The sequence below is a fragment of the Psychrobacter urativorans genome, from assembly GCF_904846675.1.
GTDB lineage: Bacteria > Pseudomonadota > Gammaproteobacteria > Pseudomonadales > Moraxellaceae > Psychrobacter > Psychrobacter urativorans_B.
In genome coordinates this window covers 1-21,272 of record NZ_CAJHBT010000002.1, presented here as the reverse complement: position 1 = coordinate 21,272, position 21,272 = coordinate 1, and the positions used below count along the sequence as shown (strand labels likewise).

General features: G+C 42.3%; 16 protein-coding genes, 2 tRNA genes and 1 pseudogene. 12 read left to right on the top strand and 7 right to left on the bottom strand.

All coding sequences use genetic code 11. The annotated features are described in order from the left end of the window. Positions 1-206: 206 nt before the first annotated feature. The 4 genes from dut to JMY06_RS01455 all read left to right on the top strand — a co-directional run bounded on the left by dut (position 207) and on the right by JMY06_RS01455 (position 3,963). Positions 207-671 (top strand): dUTP diphosphatase, encoded by a 465-nt coding sequence (gene dut, locus JMY06_RS01470; protein WP_201615658.1) that lies wholly within the window; start codon positions 207-209, stop codon positions 669-671. A gap of 66 nt (positions 672-737) precedes the next feature. Next, positions 738-2,642, top strand: a complete 1,905-nt coding sequence (locus JMY06_RS01465; RefSeq protein WP_227672107.1) for a phosphomannomutase — start codon at positions 738-740, stop codon at positions 2,640-2,642. 166 nt (positions 2,643-2,808) lie between these two features. Then, complete coding sequence (argB, locus tag JMY06_RS01460) at positions 2,809-3,720, top strand: acetylglutamate kinase (protein WP_201615657.1); 912 nt, start codon at positions 2,809-2,811, stop codon at positions 3,718-3,720. A gap of 9 nt (positions 3,721-3,729) precedes the next feature. Continuing rightward, positions 3,730-3,963: a hypothetical protein gene (locus tag JMY06_RS01455; RefSeq protein ID WP_201527632.1), complete on the top strand. Its 234-nt coding sequence runs from the start codon at positions 3,730-3,732 to the stop codon at positions 3,961-3,963. 109 nt (positions 3,964-4,072) lie between these two features. On the opposite strand, the gene JMY06_RS01450 is transcribed toward JMY06_RS01455, so the two are convergent. After that, the gene (locus JMY06_RS01450) at positions 4,073-4,438 is read right to left on the bottom strand and encodes a Spx/MgsR family RNA polymerase-binding regulatory protein (RefSeq protein ID WP_201615656.1); all 366 of its coding nucleotides are present in this window, start codon (positions 4,436-4,438) and stop codon (positions 4,073-4,075) included. Positions 4,439-4,640: 202 nt separating this feature from the next. Here JMY06_RS01450 and leuS point away from each other — a divergent pair, with 202 nt between their 5' ends. From leuS to JMY06_RS01415, 7 genes are all read left to right on the top strand, one after another. Continuing rightward, complete coding sequence (gene leuS / locus JMY06_RS01445; protein ID WP_227672106.1) at positions 4,641-7,346, top strand: leucine--tRNA ligase; 2,706 nt, start codon at positions 4,641-4,643, stop codon at positions 7,344-7,346. A 37-nt stretch (positions 7,347-7,383) separates the two neighbouring features. After that, positions 7,384-8,130: a hypothetical protein gene (locus JMY06_RS01440; RefSeq protein ID WP_227672105.1), complete on the top strand. Its 747-nt coding sequence runs from the start codon at positions 7,384-7,386 to the stop codon at positions 8,128-8,130. A gap of 69 nt (positions 8,131-8,199) precedes the next feature. After that, complete coding sequence (locus JMY06_RS01435; protein ID WP_201615655.1) at positions 8,200-9,297, top strand: DNA polymerase III subunit delta; 1,098 nt, start codon at positions 8,200-8,202, stop codon at positions 9,295-9,297. A 194-nt stretch (positions 9,298-9,491) separates the two neighbouring features. Next, a complete protein-coding gene (locus tag JMY06_RS01430) occupies positions 9,492-10,856 on the top strand; it encodes an efflux RND transporter periplasmic adaptor subunit (protein ID WP_201527627.1) in 1,365 nt (454 codons plus the stop codon). A gap of 129 nt (positions 10,857-10,985) precedes the next feature. Beyond that, positions 10,986-12,992 carry a MacB family efflux pump subunit gene (locus tag JMY06_RS01425; RefSeq protein ID WP_201615654.1) on the top strand — a complete coding sequence of 669 codons (2,007 nt, stop codon included), beginning with the start codon at positions 10,986-10,988 and terminating at the stop codon, positions 12,990-12,992. A 275-nt stretch (positions 12,993-13,267) separates the two neighbouring features. Continuing rightward, positions 13,268-13,343 (top strand) — tRNA-Lys (locus tag JMY06_RS01420). A gap of 203 nt (positions 13,344-13,546) precedes the next feature. Then, positions 13,547-13,622: transfer RNA gene (locus JMY06_RS01415), tRNA-Lys, on the top strand. Between the two features lie 93 nt (positions 13,623-13,715). Here JMY06_RS01415 and JMY06_RS01410 read toward each other — a convergent pair. From JMY06_RS01410 to JMY06_RS01385, 6 genes are all read right to left on the bottom strand, one after another. Next, positions 13,716-14,486, bottom strand: a complete 771-nt coding sequence (locus tag JMY06_RS01410; protein ID WP_201615653.1) for an MBL fold metallo-hydrolase — start codon at positions 14,484-14,486, stop codon at positions 13,716-13,718. Positions 14,487-15,067: 581 nt separating this feature from the next. Then, on the bottom strand, positions 15,068-17,155 hold the full coding sequence (locus JMY06_RS01405; protein ID WP_201615652.1) for a catalase: 2,088 nt from the start codon (positions 17,153-17,155) through the stop codon (positions 15,068-15,070). 426 nt (positions 17,156-17,581) lie between these two features. Further along, positions 17,582-18,235 carry a DUF938 domain-containing protein gene (locus tag JMY06_RS01400; protein ID WP_201615651.1) on the bottom strand — a complete coding sequence of 218 codons (654 nt, stop codon included), beginning with the start codon at positions 18,233-18,235 and terminating at the stop codon, positions 17,582-17,584. 31 nt (positions 18,236-18,266) lie between these two features. Further along, positions 18,267-18,731, bottom strand: a complete 465-nt coding sequence (locus tag JMY06_RS01395) for a flavodoxin family protein (protein ID WP_201615650.1) — start codon at positions 18,729-18,731, stop codon at positions 18,267-18,269. Between the two features lies 1 nt (position 18,732). Next, complete coding sequence (locus JMY06_RS01390) at positions 18,733-19,146, bottom strand: OsmC family protein (RefSeq protein WP_201615649.1); 414 nt, start codon at positions 19,144-19,146, stop codon at positions 18,733-18,735. 237 nt (positions 19,147-19,383) lie between these two features. Continuing rightward, positions 19,384-20,253, bottom strand: coding sequence for a DUF2971 domain-containing protein (locus JMY06_RS01385; RefSeq protein WP_201615648.1), 870 nt, complete (start codon positions 20,251-20,253; stop codon positions 19,384-19,386). 424 nt (positions 20,254-20,677) lie between these two features. Here JMY06_RS01385 and JMY06_RS01380 point away from each other — a divergent pair. Next, positions 20,678-21,189: pseudogene (locus tag JMY06_RS01380) on the top strand (IS5 family transposase); the annotation flags it as partial. Positions 21,190-21,272 lie beyond the last annotated feature (83 nt).

The window sequence follows — 21,272 nt, the reverse complement described above, 5'->3', positions numbered from 1 at the left end:
GATTGAAGTTACCCCCATCTTCCACAAAACCTGTAATCCTGTACGATAAACGGTGTTATTTGCACGATTATCGTAGCGATAATCGTGCAAATGTGGTTTTATAATACTAAAATTAAACTTTTAACAATAATAACTACCGGTCATTAAGTTATGGTGGTCATCGATAGCCATTTATACAAACTATTAAATCGTTAAGTGAGTGTGTTATGAGAGCTGTACAAATCAAAGTCCTAAACCCAAAGATCACTCAAGATGAGGCGTTTTCGCTACCCACGCGCGCCACCGATGGCTCAGCAGGCATCGACTTACGCGCTTGTATTGACGAGCCTTTCACCATCAAAGCAGGCTCGACACATTTAGTCGGTACTGGTCTCGCGGTTTATATTCAAGACCCTAATTATGCAGGCATGATTTTACCGCGCTCAGGACTCGGTCATAAGCATGGCATTGTACTAGGTAATTTGGTTGGGCTAATTGATGCCGATTATCAAGGTGAGCTGATGGTCAGTATTTGGAACCGCAGCAGTGAGGATTTTGTTCTTAATCCTGCGGAACGTATGGCGCAGTATATTATTGTACCCGTCGCCCACCCTGAATTTACAGTGGTTACAGAGTTCAGTGAGGACAGCACGCGCGGTGCTGGCGGCTTCGGACATTCAGGTCGTCAGTAACATTAAATATAATTCACAATGGTATCAAATCATTTATAACGATAATAAGGAGGGGACAGTAAAAATATGAAAACGATACCACCTTTTGCCGTTCAGCAATCCTTATTTCGTGCTTATGATATTCGTGGCGATCGACAGTACTTTACGTCTCAATTTGTACAAGCTTTGGGTGAAGCTTTTGCTGAGATGTATAAGTCGCAAAAAGTTAATGGGCAAGATAAAAACGCAGCGCATGACACTGAACTAGCATCTAATTACAAGCCAGCATTTAACTATAAGCCCAAGACTATCGTCATTGGCTATGATGTACGCTGTAATAGTGACACTATTGCGCAAACGCTTGCCAGTATTTTGCATCAGCGCGGGCTACAAGTTATCTGTTTAGGTCTCATTACTACTCCAATGATGGCATTTTGGGCAGAGCAGTATGACGGCCATGGCCTTATGGTCACTGCCAGCCATTCCGCTAAAGATACGCTAGGAGTCAAGTGGTTGGTAGGTCATGCGTCTCCTAGCAGTGCAGATATTCAAGCCCTGTATCAGCAACTGCAGGTCAATAATTATCGAGACGATAGCAAAGCACAAAATGTTTTTTTAAACTCAAGCAACGTATATCATAATGATAGCGTCACTGCTAGTTTATCTACTGACACCGTCATGACAACCTATATCAACGCTATCGCACAAGTATTTACTCGCATTCATCAGCATCATGACAAAGCTACAGTAGATAATAGCAACCCCGTTACCAAGACAACATCCAAACTAAACTTAACGATTGTTATTGACTGCTTAAATGGTGCGACTAGTAAAATTGCCCAGCACTTATTTGAGCATTTTTGCAAACGAGTCATTATGCTTAATGATACGCCTGACGGTAATTTCCCTACAGGCAATCCTGACCCCACTGAACCCAATCGTCTTGCTGAATTACAACAAACCGTTATCGTTAATGAGGCAGATATTGGTCTAGCCTTTGATGGTGACGGCGATCGGCTAATGATTGTCGATAATAGCGGTAAAGTAGTAACCGCCGATCATCTACTGTATTTATTAGCGCAAGTAGCGCTAACTGAACGCCCTGAATCAATAACTGACCCAGAATCAGCACCGCAAGTTCTATTTGATATCAAATGCTCCCATCATCTGCCAAAACTGCTAAAGTTACTCGGGGCGCACCCAGTGATGACTAGAACGGGTAGCAGCCTGATGCGTCAACAACTTCAGTCTTATGAAAGCAGCGCCATATTTGCAGGCGAGCTATCCGGTCATTTTATATTTAATGATGGTTACTTTATTATCTATGATGATGCGATGTATGCCGGCTTGCGCTTGCTACATTGGTTGGCATATACCGCAACCTACCTTAATGTTGAAGCCCCACTGAATACAGCTATCGATATGGATACTAGTATCGAAACAGTGCTCATGACCATTGACTTATGGGGAAAACCCAGACCGGTTTTACCGCCTTATCAGCTGACTGATATTACCCGAAGCCTGCCCACACTAGTGAGTACTGCCGACCATTATTTGCCCTTGACTGAGAATGTAGATACCAATTGCACAACCGTCGCTCACTTAGCAGAACTTTGTCGTTATTTACAGCGTTTAGTTAATAATAATGCCAAATCCAAAGGGATTGCTGTCAAAGCAAATAAGCTTGAAGCTACTGCTGTATATAAACTATCATCTTGTACTTGCTTTATGAAAGGCCAGCATATAATGACCTCACAGGCACAGCAATTATTACCTGCAGGAACGAAATTGTCTTGTATAGATGGAGTACGCTTAGATTTTTTGCATGGCTTTGGCGTCGTACGCCAATCAAACACCAGTCATAGCCTAACGGTGCGCTTTGCTGGGGATAGCGTCGCCGCCCTTAAAGACGTACAAGCGCGCTTTGTGACGTTATGCCGCTCATTTGATGAAAGCTTGGCAACAAGAATTGCTACTATTTATCCTGAATGAATACAGCATCAAATACGATTAATCCTTAGTTTAAAAACAATACTAATTTAATAATAGTTTAGTCATAATCCTTTGCTTACTATTAACGTCTGTAAGCCTTTTGAACACAATTTTTAAAAACCGTTTTTAAAATATAGCCCTTAGAATAGTGTTTTAGGAGTGTAAGATGTCGCTTAATTTAGATGATGCCAAAATTACCGCTGAAGTATTAACCACTGCCCTACCTTATATCCAACGCTTTGTAGATAAGCTGATTGTGGTCAAATATGGTGGTAATGCCATGACTGACCCTGCACTTGAAAGCTCGTTTGCCCGCGATATTGTGCTACTAAAAACTGTTGGTATGCATCCCGTAGTAGTACATGGTGGTGGTCCGCAGGTTGATAACCTATTAACGGAACTTGGTCGTCAGTCTCAGCGTATCGATGGTATGCGTGTAACGGACAAAAGCACCATGGATATTGTGGAAATGGTACTAGGCGGTAGCGTGAACAAGTCTATCGTCAGCTTAATTAACAAGCATGGTGGCCAAGCTATTGGCCTGACGGGCAAAGACGCCAATCTTATTCAAGCCAAAAAATTAATCATGGAAAAAATCGGTGACGATGGTATCGCTGTACCGGTAGATTTGGGCTTTGTCGGTGAGGTGGTCAGTGTCAACAAAGACGTGATTAATATGCTCATTGCCTCTAATTTCATCCCCGTTATTGCCCCGCTTGGGGTCGATAGCGAAGGCAATACTTATAATATCAACGCTGACTTGGTTGCCGGTAAAGTCGCCGAGTTCTTGCAAGCTGAAAAGCTCATGCTACTGACCAATATTAAAGGCGTACTAGGCCGTGACGGTAAAGTCGTTACTGGCCTGACACCCAAAAAGGTAGATAGTTTAATTGAAGACGGTACCATCTCAGGTGGCATGATTCCAAAGATTCAATGCGCGCTCGACGCGGTTCGAAGCGGGGTTAAAAGTGCAGTTATTGTTGATGGTCGCGTCCCTCATGCCACCCTTTTAGAGATTTTCACTAATGAAGGGGTCGGTACGCTAATTAGCCGTGACCTAGAAGCAGCCTTGTGCTAGGAGTAAATAATGGCATTTTGGCTATGGTGTTTGCTTTTTACTATCCATAGCTTTTATTGCTGGTGGATTATCGGTTATGGCGGCGCAAAATGGGTAGGAGGTTGGAAGTCATTCTTCCTAGTTGACTGGATTGCGCTCGATTGGAATGCGGAACAAATTCGTATGTATGTATTAATTATTTGGCTGGCAAGTCTGATCTACTTTATTTTGGGCGTTATAAAGCCTGAACTTAGGTTATTCTAAGCTTAAGCTTTAATGAGTTAATAAATATTGTGGCTGATTTATATTAATAGGCGCAAAAATCGACGATGGGGTGGTTACTCATACTATAAATTTTCAGTTGGTAATTGCTTTATGAAAACGTGGTGTCAAACGTCACCTCATCAAAGCCGCATAGTAGTATTTTCTTATCCTCAAGCTCGCCCTCTACGATTGGGCGTTTAATCATACTGGTATTGGCAAGCAGTAATTCAATCGCAGCATCCTCATCTGCATCTGCTAAGGTTTTTTGCTCGTCACTTAATTTACGCCATGTGGTACCGCGTTTATTGAGTACCTTCCCAACTCCTAATTTATCAACCCAGCGCTGTACGCTTTCCTTAGCAATGCCTTGCTTTTTATAATCATGAAAGTCGTAGCTTACGCCCAGCTCATCAAGCTTAGCGAAGGCTTTTTTCATCGTGCTACATGATTTGATACCGTAAATGGTGATGGTCATATTGCCCCCAAGTTTTCTCTATTTAAGTTTTTAACATAAACTATCTCTCATTTAACCCTAGTCTAGCATTTTACCCATCAAATATAACGCGTACTTTGGAGGCAATTGCCTCATCATAGCGTCGCAATTTTTGCCAAATTACGCTATGCTATGGCATTGCAAAATCTTACCCTTTATCTGTATTAACCAATTAGAGCCGACAATGAGTAACTCGCAAACTGCCCCAACTGATAATCAACAAGCAAACACTACCGACGCCAATATTGACGCTTATCAGCCGCAGCTTATTGAAGCGGCGCAGCAAGCCAAATGGGCAACAGACAAGCGCTTTGAAGTCGGTAATGAGCCAAGTGATAAGCCTAGCCGCTATATGCTCTCCATGTTCCCATATCCAAGCGGCAAGCTACATATGGGTCATGTGCGCAACTATACCATCTCCGATGTACTGAGCCGTTATTATCGTCTCAAAGGTTTTGAAGTTATGCAGCCAATGGGCTGGGATGCGTTTGGCCTGCCAGCTGAGAATGCGGCGATTGCCAATCAAACACCGCCTGCCGAATGGACGTTTGCCAATATTGATAACATGCGTGCGCAGCTGAAATTGCTCGGTCTGTCAGTGGATTGGTCGCGCGAATTTGCCACTTGTAGCCCTGAGTATTATCAGTGGGAACAGTGGTTATTTTTGCAATTATACAAAAAAGGCATGGTTTATAAGAAGCTTGCTACCGTCAATTGGGATCCCGTGGATAATACCGTTTTGGCAAATGAGCAAGTCATTGATGGTAAAGGCTGGCGTAGTGGTGCAGCAGTCGAAAAACGCGATATTCCGATGTATTACTTTAAAATCACAGATTATGCCGATGAGCTGCTCGATGATTTAGATCAGTTAGAGGGTCATTGGCCATCTGAAGTGCTCACTATGCAACGCAATTGGATTGGTCGTAGTGCCGGTATGGAAGTATATTTTCCATATCAACTCGAAGGCGAAGACAATACTTTAGATATATTCACTACTCGTCCCGATACCTTGATGGGCGTTACTTATGTTGCCGTGGCTGCTGAGCATCCGTTGGCTCAATATGCCGCTGAAAACGATCCAGTTATTGCTGAGTTCTGTGCGCTTTGCAAAAAAGGCTCGGTCGCTGAAGCGGATCTTGCTAAGGCGGATAAAATCGGTATGGATACTGGTCTGACAGTTACCCATCCATTAACTGGTGAAAAAGTTCCAGTTTGGGTCGCCAACTATGTGCTAATGAGCTATGGCTCAGGTGCTATAATGGCTGTACCTGCGCATGACGAGCGCGATTATGAATTTGCCATCAAATACGACTTACCTATTAAGCAAGTCCTTGATATTCCTGATGGTTATTTTGACGATGCAGAGGACAACAATTACGCTTATACCGAACGCAATACCTTAGTCAATTCAGGTGAATTTGACGGTATGAGCTTCGAGCAATCGTTTGAGGCCATGCTGGCTAAACTTGAGCCGCTAGGTTTAGCACATAAAAAGATTCAATATCGTCTACGTGATTGGGGCGTATCACGCCAGCGTTATTGGGGATGCCCTATCCCTATGGTCAATTGCGAAAATTGCGGTACCGTTCCAGTTGAAGAGAAAGATTTGCCTGTGGTATTACCTACCAATGTCGTACCTGATGGTCGCGGTAATCCACTTAAAAACATCCCAGAATTTGTGAATACCAGCTGCCCGAAATGTGGTAATCCTGCTGAACGTGAGACCGATACCTTTGATACCTTTGTTGAGTCAAGTTGGTACTATGCGCGCTTTGCTAGCCCTCATGATGCCCAAAATATGGTCAATAAACCTGCTGCTAATAAATGGTTGCCAGTAGACCAATATGTCGGCGGTGTAGAACATGCGGTAATGCATCTACTTTATGCCCGTTTTTTCCACAAACTCATGCGTGATGAGAATTTAGTATCAGGCGATGAGCCTTTTGCCAATCTCATGACTCAAGGTATGGTACTTGCCGGCACTTTCTTCCGTGTTAATGCCGATGGTAGCACCACTTATTACTTCCCGCACGATGTTGATATCGACTATAACGAGCGTGGACATCCGATCAAAGCCATCCTTAAAGCGGACGGACAGCCAGTAACGGTTGGTAAAATCGAAAAAATGTCCAAATCGAAAAATAACGGTGTCGATCCACAAACCACTATTGATCAATACGGTGCGGATACAGTGCGCTTATACACTCTATTTACCGCCCCGGCGGATCAAACGTTAGAGTGGTCAGATGATGCGCTAAAAGGCCCTTATAACTTTGTTAAAAAAGTTTGGCGTATTGCTACTGAGCATATGCATGCCTTAACGGCAGCAAGCTTAAGCATTGATACTCTCAATCAAAATGTTTTGAATAGCAATACGTTAACTAATGAAGGCTTAACCAAATCTGCCAAAAATCTACGCCGTAAAACCCATGAGACTATTGGCAAGATTGATAAGGACCTTGGTGACCGTCTAGCGCTAAACACCCCAGTATCAAGCTTGATGGAACTTGCCAACGAGCTGGGTAATTTTAAAGCCAGCAATGAGCAAGACCTACAAGTCCAACATGAAGCACTGATTGATTTACTGATTATGCTCTCTGTTTATGCCCCGCACATCGGTGAGCATTTACTAGAGCAATTGGGGCTTGATACCAAAACGCTAACCTATCCTACCGTTGATGCCAGCGCCTTAGTCCAAGATACCGTCACTATGGTCGTTCAGGTTAATGGTAAAGTACGCGGCAAAATGGATGTGGCACCCAATGGCGATGCTGAGCAATTAAAAGCACAAGCACGTGCAATTGATAGTGTGGCTAAATTTATCACGGGCGAAATTAAGAAAGAAATCGTCGTCCCTAATAAGCTGGTTAATATCGTGGTAGCAAGCTAAGCTTATTTAGCCCCTATTAACAATAAGGATAGTAGTTATGGCGTATCAGCACCGACCCGCGCACTTGTCAGTAGATGCAAAAGGCTTTTATGCAAAAAACCGAGTGAAAGGTCTGACTACAGTGTTACTTGCTGCCTTGCCAATGCTTACGGTAGTAGGTGCAGCCACTAGCCTTAATGGTTGCGGCTTTCACTTACGGGGCTATGATGCGCCTTTGCGTTTCGATGCTGCTAAAACTGCGGTAGTCATTGAAGACAATCGCATATCATTCCCATTAAAACTGCCCTTAACACGACGTTTAGAAGCTTTAGGTGTAGATGTAGTCGATAGCATGACGCTTATCGAGAGTGCAAATAATACCTCTAATAGCGGAGCAGCGGAACAGATCGCTACTATTACTGTCAATAATGTACGCTTTAAGCGTTATGAGCTAGTCGGCGTTCTGACCGAAATTCGCTTGGTATTATCAGCAGATGTCACTTACAAAACCATTCAAGAGGGTCAACCGGTGACTTTGACCAACCCTATCCAAGTTGAGCGTAGTTATCAATATAACGAAGCATCGGTCAGTACCGACGATCAGCAAGGCGGTCAAATTCGCGATTGGCTATATGACAGCTTAGCGCGGCGTATTACCGATCAATATGTAGCCATTGGTCTACCGAAAATAAACCCTACCAGCGCTACTAAGTTAATGCAGAACAGTGTTAATAGCGATCACAGTAACAGCAGCGTTGCAACAACAGTGCCAACTACGACTACCAGTGTCGCACCGCGTCCTTAGTAGCTGACCTATCCTTTTAGATATTTATATTGATTGCACTTCACTTTATAAGCTGATAACTCAACACCTATGCAAGATACCTTTATCCAAGCCTATCCAAAGCTACTGCACACCGAAGTTGCAGTAGCAGGCTTGTGGCTAGCACATGGCGATGAGCCACTGTTACATCAATGGCTTATTGATGCACTGCGACCGCATTGGCGTGCGCAAAATTATGCAATTAAGCGCGTCGAGCTGGTATCAGTCAAGAGTTGGCAGGAAGTCTTGTCAGAGCTGAGTAGTTTGTCTTTATTTGATGATGCCAGTGCCTTGATTGTAACGGGCAATCATAAGCCAGATAAAGCCGTTATCGTTGAGCTAGAACGCTTTGCTCAAGAAGCACAAACAGAAGCTAATGGTCATAGCTTATTGTGGCTGACATCTAAGCAAGACCGCCGCGCCCAAAGTAGCAAATGGTTTTCGCCTTTTACGCAATATGGTCATGTCATCGATTGTAATTTATACGATGAACGCCAACGCCAGCAGCTGTTGCAAATTCAGGCTCAGCAGTTCGGTCTCAAGCTATCTCAAGAGGCTTGGCAGTTACTAATGTCGCATACCGAGCATCATATAATAAGTGCTTATCAAACTTTATGGCGGCTGTCCTATTTATTTGCGCCAGAATTAGCAGCTAACAATAAGTCGTTAGCAGCAAATAGTAATGGGCAAGGCAATGATGGCAGCACGACTAAAACAACTTCTACAAACGTAGCGCTGGATATCAGCGACTTACAAGCGGCCTTAGTCAGCGATGCTCAATTTAGCGTATTTGATTTATCCGATGCCATGCTAGCAGGTAATAGTACGCAAGTGGCAAAGATAATATTTCAACTTCAAGCCACTGATGAGCCAACCACCTTAGTGCTCTGGGCAATCAGCAAAGACATGCGCCAGATTATGGCATTAATGGATGGTCAAGACCCGCAAACGCTAGGAATTTGGCGCAGTAAACAAGGACTATATCAGCAAGCCTGCCGGCGACAGTCAAAGGCTCAAACTTTGCAATGGCCTGCTCTTATTTATCGCTGTGACCAAGCTATTAAAGGAATTGTGCGACAGCCAGCATGGGAGCTGTTATTACAAGCAGCATTGGAGTTAGCGGGACAGCGTTTATTCCCTATAAAATAAACGTTAACATATTCTATCCGCATTTACTTGCAGCCGTTCTTTATAACCATTGTTCATAGCTGTAACTGATAACTGTCATTACAACTTATCCTCTATAACCTCCCCTTAACCTTTCGCAAACTAATTGTCATTCCCTTTTAGTAATGAAGCCTTTACTATACCCATACTTGATTTGACTGTAATTGGATGCTCGCATGCGCAAACTAAGCAAAAAGTCTGCTATCAAATGGGGCATTATTGCCTTAATTGTTATAGCTCTAGGGGCATTGGCCTATAAAACCTTTAAACCAAAAGATATTCAGCCTAACTATCTGACTGCGCCGGCTGAAATTGGCGATATAGAAAATAACGTCATGGCATCTGGTAAGGTAAAAGCGCTTAATACCGTTGACGTCGGGGCGCAGGTGTCCGGTGAGGTCAAACGGCTCTTTGTTGCAGTAGGCGACGAGGTGCAAAAGGGTGATCTTATTGCGCAGATTGATCAAGTCACGCAAAAGAACAACTTAAGCAATGAGCAAGCCAGCCTTGACCAAAGCGTGGCTGCTATCCAAAGTACCCAAGCAGAAGCATTGAGCCGTGAAGCGGGACTAAAAAGTGCTTATGCTGACCTTGCTAGCCGGCAGTCAGACCTAAAACAAGCCCAGTCTGACTTTGCACGCCTGCAATCTTTAGTTGCTATTGATGCCATATCCCAGCAGGAATACGATACCCAAGCCACACGTATTGAAACGGCAAAATCTGCCGTTTCTAGTGCTCGTGCCGCCATCGATACCGCTAAAGCTGCCATTGCTACAACCGAAGCTAATATTAATAGCCAACGGGCCGCGCTGCGTAAATCACAGACCAACGTTAATACTGCTCAAGAAGACCTCAGTTATACCACTATCCGTGCACCGATGGCAGGTACCATAGTGTCAGTTATCACCGAACAGGGCACCACTGTTAACGCCAATCAAAGTGCCCCAACCATTGTCACTTTAGCAGACTTGTCAACGGTGCGTATTAATGCACAAATCTCTGAAGCCGACGTCATCAATGTGCAAGCAAATATGCCAGTATATTTTAATATTATCGGTAATCCGGATCAAAAGTATGATGCCGTACTCAAGGCTATCGAGCCTGCACCTGAGCGTATTAGTGATACCAGCTCAACCGATGCCGCCATTTATTATGTGGGTTACATCGAAGTACCCAATGCCGAACGCCGCTTTCGAATTGACATGACCGCGCAGGTTTATATTGTTATTAATCAAGCCAAAGACGCTTTGCTCATTCCTTCAGCTGCCCTACAACCTGTCGGCAAAGCTAAAAAACCCACTGATTCTGATAAGGGTAATAACAACAAAGCTAATAGCGACGATGCTAATAATGATGCTAACGTCACCATGGCCAAAGTTCGCGTTCTCAAAGCCGATGGCGAAGTGGTTGAACAAACCGTAAAAGTCGGTATTAATAACCGTGTTAATGCGCAAATCTTAAGTGGATTAAGCGTAGGCGATGAAATTATTTTAAGCGAAGAAGGCTCAGAAAAAGGTAGAAAAGGCGGACGTCCATTCTAATAGTTGATAATGAGTGCTTAGAGTATTTAGTTCTCGGCAGAGATCAATTAGCACAAAAAAACTAGCTTTTGACATCGATTTATATAAGCACTATTTATATAAGCATTATTGATATAGGCAGTATGGTAGATGAGTATCCAAGACCCCAATACAAGCGCTGCGACTGATATGATCGACGTCCCATTGATGCAAGTCAAAGGACTGACTAAAGAATTTAAAGCCGGTGAGCAAACCATTCGCGTACTTCGTGATATCAATCTGACGATTAACCAAGGTGAAATGGTCGCCATTATTGGACAGTCGGGTTCTGGTAAGTCCACCTTGATGAATATCTTAGGCTGCTTGGATCAAGCGAGCGCTGGTGATTACAAAGTCTTTGGCCAGTCGGTCAACCGTTTAGAAGCCGATGAATTGGCAAAATTGCGCCGTGAGCATTTCGGTTTTATTTTTCAGCGCTACCATCTACTAGGTGATATTAGCGCCCGTGACAACGTTGCCGTCCCAGCAGTATATGCCGGTATGGACGGGCAAGCACGTATCGCCCGCGCTGAACAGTTACTAGGCGATTTAGGACTGGCTGATAAGGTAAATAACCGACCAAGCCAGCTGTCTGGAGGACAACAGCAGCGTGTCTCTATCGCACGGGCGTTGATGAATGGCGGCGACATTATCTTAGCTGATGAGCCGACAGGGGCACTTGATAGTAAGGCTGGCGATGATGTCATGCAAATCATGCGAAACCTAAACGCCCAAGGTCATACCATTATTATGGTGACCCATGATCCTAATCTGGCAGCCCAAGCCGAGCGCGTGATTGAGATAAAAGACGGCTATATCATTGCTGATTATAAAACTGACCAGTATAAGGAAACGCAAGCGCATCCGGAAGCCATTCTTGATAAACATCGCAAGAGTGCCTTTGGTAGCTTTATGGATCGTTTGCTTGAAGCCTTTAAAATGTCATTACTAGCAATGCGCGCTCATAAAATGCGTACCTTGCTAACCATGTTAGGTATTATTATTGGTATTGCCTCAGTAGTATCAGTCGTGGGATTGGGCAAAGGCTCCCAAGCGCAAATCTTGACGAGTATCAGCTCGCTTGGTACTAACACCATCACTGTCTCTGACGGCTACCCATATGGCGATCCTAGACGCCAATACAACGATGACAATCTGACCCCACAAGATGCTCAATCAGTGGCCGATCAACCCTATGTGCTTAGTGTCAGCCCGCAAATTAATAATAATACCAATGTACGCTATCGCAACGTGCAAGAGGCAGCAAGTGTAAGAGGTGTAGGTAAAGACTATCTTGATGTGACCGGCGAGACCTTAACTCAAGGTCAAGGCTTTGATGAACAAAGCATATTACGCCGCACTCAAGATATTATTATTGATAATAATGCCAAGCGAACCTTTTTTCCTGATAATCCCAATCCCATTGGTGAAGTATTACTGATAGGCAGTGTGCCGGGGCGCGTGATTGGGGTACTCGCTCCTAATGATAGCGGATTTGGCGGTGGAGTGGACTCGCCAACCCTTTATATGCCCTACACTACCATGATGTCGCGGCTCATAGGCAGCAGTTATATCGAAAGCTTCGTGGCGCTAATTGATGATAATATTTCCTCCTCTGCCGCTGAGTCCGCCATCTCGCAGCTGATGGAAAGTCGCCACGGTACCGATGACTTTCGGATACGCAACTCCGATTCTATTCGCCAAACCATTGAATCTACCACCGCTGCCCTAACCTTACTGATTTCATCCATTGCCATTATCTCTTTAATTGTTGGCGGTATCGGTGTTATGAATATCATGTTGGTATCGGTCACTGAACGCACCAATGAGATTGGCGTACGAATGGCAGTGGGTGCACGCCAAAATGATATCATGCAGCAGTTTTTGATTGAGGCGATATTAGTCTGTATTATGGGCGGTCTACTTGGTATTGGCTTAGCGTTTGCCATCGGGGAGCTAATCAACCGTGTTGGCGGCGATAGTTTTAAAGTTATTTATTCACCGACCTCTATTATTGCCGCTTTCGTCTGCTCAACGCTCATTGGTGTTGTTTTCGGCTTCTTACCAGCGCGTAATGCGGCCAAACTTGACCCTGTTGAAGCCTTATCAAGAGACTAACTTTTGCTTTTCTGACTTTTAAACATATCTTAAAAGGCATGAAACTATAATCAACGGGTTGTTTTTGCAAAATTTAGTCTTTTTTTTATACTTCGGGGTTGTAATTGCTATAATTTTATATATAATGTGCTCTCACGTTTAGAGATACAAATTATCTAAACTTGGAAACAAACTTAATGTCTAAATTATTAGGTTATGTTTGAATAACAAAATCCTGTTTACAGTATTTTGACTTGCGAAGCTAAGATTGCAGTGCAATTTTTTAACGCTTCTCAGGGCCGTTAGCTCAGTTGGTAGAGCAGTTGACTTTTAATCAATTGGTCCCGCGTTCGAATCGCGGACGGCCCACCATTTTTAGTTAGACCTTTCCTATGTATTTTGCCCTACTCGGCATTAGCATAGTGAGTTAAGTTTTAATAAGTTTCCCTTTAAGGAAATTTATCTTGCTCTCAATTAGAAACATCTATGTCAGAGCAAAGTTCTAATAAAATCCTATTTAAAGGAATTTTATCTTGCGAAGCTAAAATTACAATGCAATTTTTTAACGCTTCTCAGGGCCGTTAGCTCAGTTGGTAGAGCAGTTGACTTTTAATCAATTGGTCCCGCGTTCGAATCGCGGACGGCCCACCATATTCTTAAAGCCCAGTCATTATTTGACTGGGCTTTTTTTTCTTACAATTATTGTAAGAGTTTTTTTGTACAAGCTTAAAAGGCTTAATTACATTAACCCATCTCAGACTCTTTGGTCCGCCACCATAATAACTTATGACGAATAGTATCCTTTACTGTACGCCGATGCTTAGGTGCTTGAACAATTAACATATCAAAAGTCGCCGCATCAATAACCAATTCTCGCCCATGAGCCATCATAACGTTAGAGGGATTCAAGTCTTTAACTTTTTGGAGAGAACTAATATAAGCCTTCGGATCATATATCGGAAACGGCGCAACGAATTTATGATGTAGCTTTATAATCAAATCAGCAGTATAAACTTGCCGACTTGGCCGATGAAACAGTGATAAGTCTCGATCAGTATGTCCAGGCGTCTCTAGCACTTGCCAGTCATCAAATTCAGGCACACTATCGCCATCATTAACAGTGATGTCAGGATGCAGATGTGCTGGATACCATAAGTTTTTAGGCAGGCGACCTTGACGCTTAGCTACGTAGTGAGCAAGACTGGTATCCACTAAATGCATCAATTGACCGCCAATGCCTGCGTACCATTGATTAGGTTTATTCGCTGAGACAATGCAGCAGCCTGTCGAGCGACGAAGCTTATTTGCCCCGCCGGCGTGATCAGGGTGCATATGAGTCACCACGACTACTTTTAGATCAGTCACTGGACGCTGTAACGTCTCTTGAATATAGTTTAATACCATTGGTACATCAGGACGGCAACAGCCATCGAGTAACAGCAGCTTGTCGGGATATACCACAAGATAGGTGCTTTGAATATATCCATCTAAACGTATAATCTCACATAAACTCATTAATCGTCCTTGATTAATTATCAATAATTATTAGTGTTGGACTTCATCGTTATACAACTGCCAAAGCATATTGTCTTTAGGGGCTGTTTAGAATTCACAAATAGGCTCTGCTGATCGCTAAAATTGTTCTAGTCTAAGTAAAAAGCGCAGATAATGCTTATTGCCTTAGCTAGATTTTTACGACGAATAGGGCAATTTTAGCATCAGCCCAGCTTTAATTTAATATTATTGGGACAGGACTATTTTTTGCCGCTGCTGTGTTAAAGCTTATCCGCTTAGAATGACTAAACTAGATAAGCTTTGTCGTGCATCGACTAAAAAATAGTCTCTGTCAGAGCCATGGTCGAATTCTAAACAGCCCCTAGTATAACGTTGATAACCTTGTAATAAGTTGTTTTCAGTGAACGCTTGTGTCTATATTTAATGAATCGAGATTTAGCGAGTCGAGAGCTAATAGCTTGTCAAATACTAGGAAAAACTACCACTGTAAATGCAAAAACTCAACCCGTAGGCTGAGTTTAAGAAAACAATATAATATTAGAAATAGCTATAAATACTAACTTACATTTATTTATGCATGTCTAAGCTAAGTTACGTACTTTGGGTTCACGTTCCCATAAGCGCGATTTGGCATTGTCAATAAAGGCATCTAAATCAGCAAGCGGGGTTACAAAGCTATCTTTTTCAATCGGTAGCTTACTTAGGATAAACTCATCGGTAGCGCCGCAATAAGCAATGGCTTTACAGTTTACATAAGCGTCAGTGAACCAGTCTAGCGTCCAGCTATCGTTAGCTAACTTCTTAGCTTGGTCTGGCATGATAATACTGACAACCGCATCAAATATTACGGAAGGGGCACCGGCGATACGCTCAGCAGACTGAATACGAGTGTCATCATCAAGTACGACTTCACGGCCTGGGGCAACGATTTTTACGCTTGCACCTTCAGCTTTAGCCGCATTTTCATACTTTTCTATTTCACTACGCTTCGAGCCTTTTGCCACAAGTATGCCAATCGTACGACCTTTTAGGGTTTTAGGTGTAATACCAATAGTTTGCACAGCTTTTGATGTTGGCAAATCTTGAATTGGTGCTTGTGGTGTTGGCGCTTCTGGTAGTTCCATACCAAGAGCATCAGCGACACGATTTGCCAAATCTTTATCTATGTTAATGAGATGACCTAACATGCGCGTACGAACGTGTGCGGTGTCTACTTTACCTAGCTCAAAAGTATAAGCACTAGCAATGTGCGCTTTTTCAATATCCGTCTGGCTCAAATAAAACATACGTGCCTGACTGTAATGATCCGCGAAACTCTCAGCACGAATGCGGCCTTTAACCCCATCATCAAGCTGTTCATGGAATGACTCAAACCCACGCTTGACACTTTCACGTGGTCTTGTTGGATCTAGACTTTGCGGCTCATAAAGGGCTCGCGTTTTTGGCACGTGCATTTGCATATGACCATCTTGCTGGTTATTAGCAAACGGACATTTTGGCGCGTTAATTGGAATCTGGGCAAAGTTAGGTGAGCCTAAGCGTTTTAACTGCGTGTCTAAGTAACTAAATAGTCGACCGTGTAGTAATGGATCATTACTAAAGTCTATACCAGGCGGCAAATGCGAAGGACAAAATGCGACTTGCTCCGTTTCAGCAAAGAAATTATCAGGATAACGGTTAAGTACCATTTTACCTACTATCTTCACAGGCACTAATTCTTCTGGAATCAGCTTGGTCGCGTCTAAATGATCAAACGGGAATTTTTCTGCTTCTTCTTCAGTAAATAACTGAACGCCAAACTCCCATTCTGGATAGTCGCCATTAGTAATTGACTCAAATAAATCACGGCGAAGGAAATCAGGATCGGCACCAGATATTTTTACGGCCTCATCCCATGTCGTCGACTGTACACCGAGTACGGGCTTCCAGTGATAGCGCATGAAAGTACTTTTGCCTTCTTTATTAAGAAGGCGATAACTGTGAATACCGAAACCTTCCACCATACGATAACTACGCGGAAGCGCGCGATCACTCATAAGCCAAATTAAATTGTTCATGGTTTCAGGACTCAAAGACACAAAATCCCAGAATGTATCATGGGCAGAAGCCGCCTGCGGAAAACCACGATCGGGTTCTGGCTTGAGCGCATGGATCAAATCAGGAAACTTTATCGCATCTTGGATAAAGAAGATAGGCATATTATTACCTACCAAATCCCAGTTCCCTTCATCTGTATACACTTTCACCGCGAAGCCGCGAACATCTCGCGGGGTGTCTTTAGCACCTTTGCTGCCAGCGACCTCAGAAAAACGGGTGAACAATGGTGTCTGTTTACCCGTTTCAGTTAGAATTTTTGCCGTTGTATATTCCTCTAAAGACTCAGTTAATTCAAAATAACCATGTGCCGCACTACCGCGAGCATGAACAATTCGCTCAGGAATGCGCTCATGGTCAAAATGAGTGATTTTTTCACGTAAGACGAAATCCTCTAATAAGACTGGGCCAAGGCTGCTGGCTTTTAGTGAGTTTTGGTTGTCGGCAATAGCCACACCCTGTTGGGTGGTAAGTACTTTCGTATCATCGCCTGCACGCTGATGGGTTTCACCACCATTGCCACGTTCAGGATTCATATCTTTGGCGGGGTCTTTGTGATCAGGGTTCTTTTTCATCATATGTCCTAGCTATTATTATCATTAATTTTAGTGTAAGGGCACTCATTGCCATTTTTATTATTAAGTCATGCGCTAAGAAGGATAAGTTATAGCAGTCAAGCTTTCTTAAACACATCAATTTATCTTAAGCAATATTTAACTTAACGTTGTTGATGTTTAGTTAAAAATTACATAGTTTAACAAGTAATTAATAATCACCTTAACATCAAATTCAAATAAAAATTACTATCAGCTTCAATCATAACGGGAGCAAATATCATAACTATACAACTTAAATAAGAACGATGATGACAGAAAAAGCAGGAATAAAGACAAAAGTCTATGAGATAAATTTAGATAGAATGACAAACTTAAGAAAAGCTCAAGACGGATAAATAGAGGATTAAAATATGAAGGCTTATCAGATATTAAAATCAGTAGACATCATCTGGTTTTTTTAAAAACCATTAATTGATTGTTTGCTGGCATTTTATGGGTGGTCAGTAAGGCCAGATGATGAGTTGTTGCTAACTTTATGATAGCTTCTTTATCGCGTATACCACTATTAACATCACGTTGCCGTAGCATGGCATCGAACTGACGATTGCCTTCACTGGTATAACTACCATTATCATTAAACGGCCCATAAAGGACAAGCTTTCCATTAAGAGGTAATGCATAACCTACTAATGCAAACAGTTTCTCCACTAAAGACCATGCAATGATATGCATCGTATTAGCAGTAAACACGGCATCGTATGATTGTTTAGAAGCAAGACTAATTGGTAAAGAATCAACCAACAAATTGAAAGGTAGCGGCCCATACAAATTAGGCGCAGGATAAGCCTCATGCCAAGCTTTAATAGTGGCATGATTGGTGGCAACATCACTGGTCTGCCACTGCAAATGCGGTAGCTTTGGCGAAAAATGAACACTATGTTGACCCGTGCCCGATCCTATTTCAAGTACATGCGTAGAATGCTTAAGTACATCTTGGAGTACAGTCAAAATAGCATCTTTATTATTCTCGCACGCCTGAGAAAATGGTAGCGTGGGGGATGATATTATATTTATACTTCCTAAGCTATCTTGATGCATGGCTGCCTCTTCATATAAGTTATTTTTTTATTTAGTAAATACCTGCCTCTATCCCAGCAGCAAGTGTCATTGCAAGCTCTTCGACTTGATCTGCAAACTCATCTTGCCATGCCCCCTGTAGAATCAGTGCATTTTGTATCCACGACCAACGCAATCCGGTAATAATGGTCTGCATTGCACGCTTAGTACCGGTGCCATCGTGACCTGCACGAATATACAAGGCAAATGGCATCCCTTGTTTTTTCTCTAGCACTGGATAATAACAACGATCAAAAAAGTCCTTCGTCAATCCTGCCATATACGCTAGATTCTCGGTCGTGCCTATTAACAGCGCGTCTGCTGCGAGAACATCTTCAGGCTGTGTCTGCTCTGGAGTCTGGAGTACCACATTGATATCAATATCAGGATGAGTAGCGCCTTGATACGCAGCTTCCGCTAACTTCTTAGTATTTGCTGATGGCGCATGAGCGACGATAAGTAATGTTTTAGATATCATGTTAATTACCCTCCGCACAATCAAAGGTCAATTTTTGAGTAATATCAGGATGTATACTTTGGGCGACAGGACAATTTAGCGCGGTGTTATAGAATATCTTTTGGGTTTTATCATCAAGAGCCTGCATAAAAGTCACAACTATATGTACTTCGCTAACCCGTCTTGGATCTGTAGTCATAATTTTAGTGACTTCAGCTGTCGTTCCAGTAATATCAATATCCATATCAGCCGCTTTAATGCCGATTATGGTCAGCATACAACTGGCTAGACTGGTTGCTAGTAAATCGGTTGGTGAAAAAGCTTCACCTTTGCCATGATTGTCGGTGGGCGCATCGGTAATAATTTCACTGTTAGATTGCAGGTGTATGGCAGCTGTACGCAGTTGACCTTGATAAGTCACTTTAGAGGTTGTCATAGCTTTCTCTTTGATAGTTATCGTTGTTGGATTACTGCTCTTTAAAAGATTTTAAATAGCCTATTGATAGACAATAAGCACTTCAGATCTATTAGTTAAAACGTGAAATTTTAGGCTTGGAAATTTTTATAAAAAGGGTTTATGCATAACGCATTGCTAGGCGGACTAAGATCGTTAACTATACTATTTGGCAACGCGAAACTGAGTCAGCGGTTTTTAGTCTAGTTAAGTAACTCGTTAGTTCCCGAATGTAGATATAAGTTGGTCAAGATCAGAACGAGCCACTTTTCCAACTTGACCGTATCTGGTATTAAAAATACTTTTTATTAATTTAAAAAACCATTCAGGCGCTTCAGGTGAAACCTTAACATCATTAATAAAGTTATTTGATCTAAGATTAATAACGGATCCCGCATCATCCCTATTACATAAAGGGTTGACCTCTGCATTATATGCAATAAATCTTACTTCATTTTCAAATTTATACGCTTTGTGCTTATGAATAAAAGGCGCTATCAAATGGTCTGTCTTATAGTAATCTTCGTAATGATTAATATACTCAACCTTAGATACTAATAGGTTCAAACTCTGATTTTCAATAGCATCAAGCAATTGACCAACCGTTGTTGTAATACATACAGAATTTGTACCGCCACCATATATTTTCCACATTGCGATGCTTTCAAAATCATCTGTATTCAGATGCCAACAACTTATATCAAGCCATTTTTTTTGTTCGCTTATAACATTTTTATATGTTATTACCTCTGATAGCTCAATATCACCAAAGACAGTTGAAAGTGATCTGGTTTTAGATTCTTCGTTATATTCTTTTTCTCTTTTTTGTGCTTTTTCAATGGTTTCAGGAGAATTAAATCCCTTTCCAAAACTCATAGGTAGACTATTATTCACGAGATGACTTAATGCTTCTGCAGCACCGCTATAAACAAAATCATTTAGTGCTGTCAACCCTCCTTCTAATTTGTCTTCAAAATAATCCATCCTGCACATAAATAGTTGTTTATTTTCAAGCACATGTATAAATTTACTTAAATCCATATATCTTTGAATTTTGGTGCCTTTATCTAGTGTACCTAATATTTCCATAATTTTACCTTGGAGAGCTAACAATATATTATCTTATAAATTTAGCACTAATATCAAAATACAAGTATAGCAAGAAAAGCCACTTTAGTAGGTTTATAGCCATAAAATTATTAGATTAACTCAGGCAAAGCATAAGACAGAAACATTACAGCTATCAACCTGAAAGAAGTTAAATAGGCTGAATAAGACACTATATTCTGTTCCACAACAAATACCATTCAAAAGATATGGGCAAGTTAGGAATAGAAGAATTTCTTACCGCATTAGCAAATGATGCCGTCGCCGCGACCACCTAGAACCACTCGCTTAATACGATTGTGTTCTTATACGATAAGGTACTTTGGTACTAGGGCATGTCATCAATTAGAAATTAAGAACTAGGCTATACTACTATGATACCTTCAAATAAATCAGGCAGATGCTTATGACAAGACGACATACATTACGTGATGATCAATGGGAACGCATTAAAGACATTCTACTGGGTCAACCTTGTGATGTCGGTGTTACCGCTAAAAACAATCGCCTATTTGTAGACGCCGTTCTTCATCGTTATAAGACAGGCATGCCTTGGCGTGACCTTCCTGAACGCTTTGGTGACTTTAGAGTGGTTCATACTCGATTCAGTCGGTGGTCAAAAAAAGGAGTATGGGAACGTCTGTTTCAGGCCCTGCCTGAAGAGCCTGACAATGCATATGCAATGCTATATTCAACCATAGTCAAAGCACACCAGCACAACGCTGGAAAAAAAGGGATCAATCCATTGGACGCAGCAAAGGGGGATTGAGCACTAAGATCCATATCCGTACCGATGCCTTAGGCAATCCTACTGGTTTTTATTTAACGGGTGGCGCCGCTCATGATTTACAAGGTTCAGATGTATTGCTTGACGTCACTGTCAGTAAAACGTGGCTCGCTGACAGAGCCTATGATGCCGATGCTTGAGCTATGCTGAAGAAACCGTAGAGATAAACTTGGTAAACTAACGACTCGACAAGGAGTTTACCATGACCAAGAAA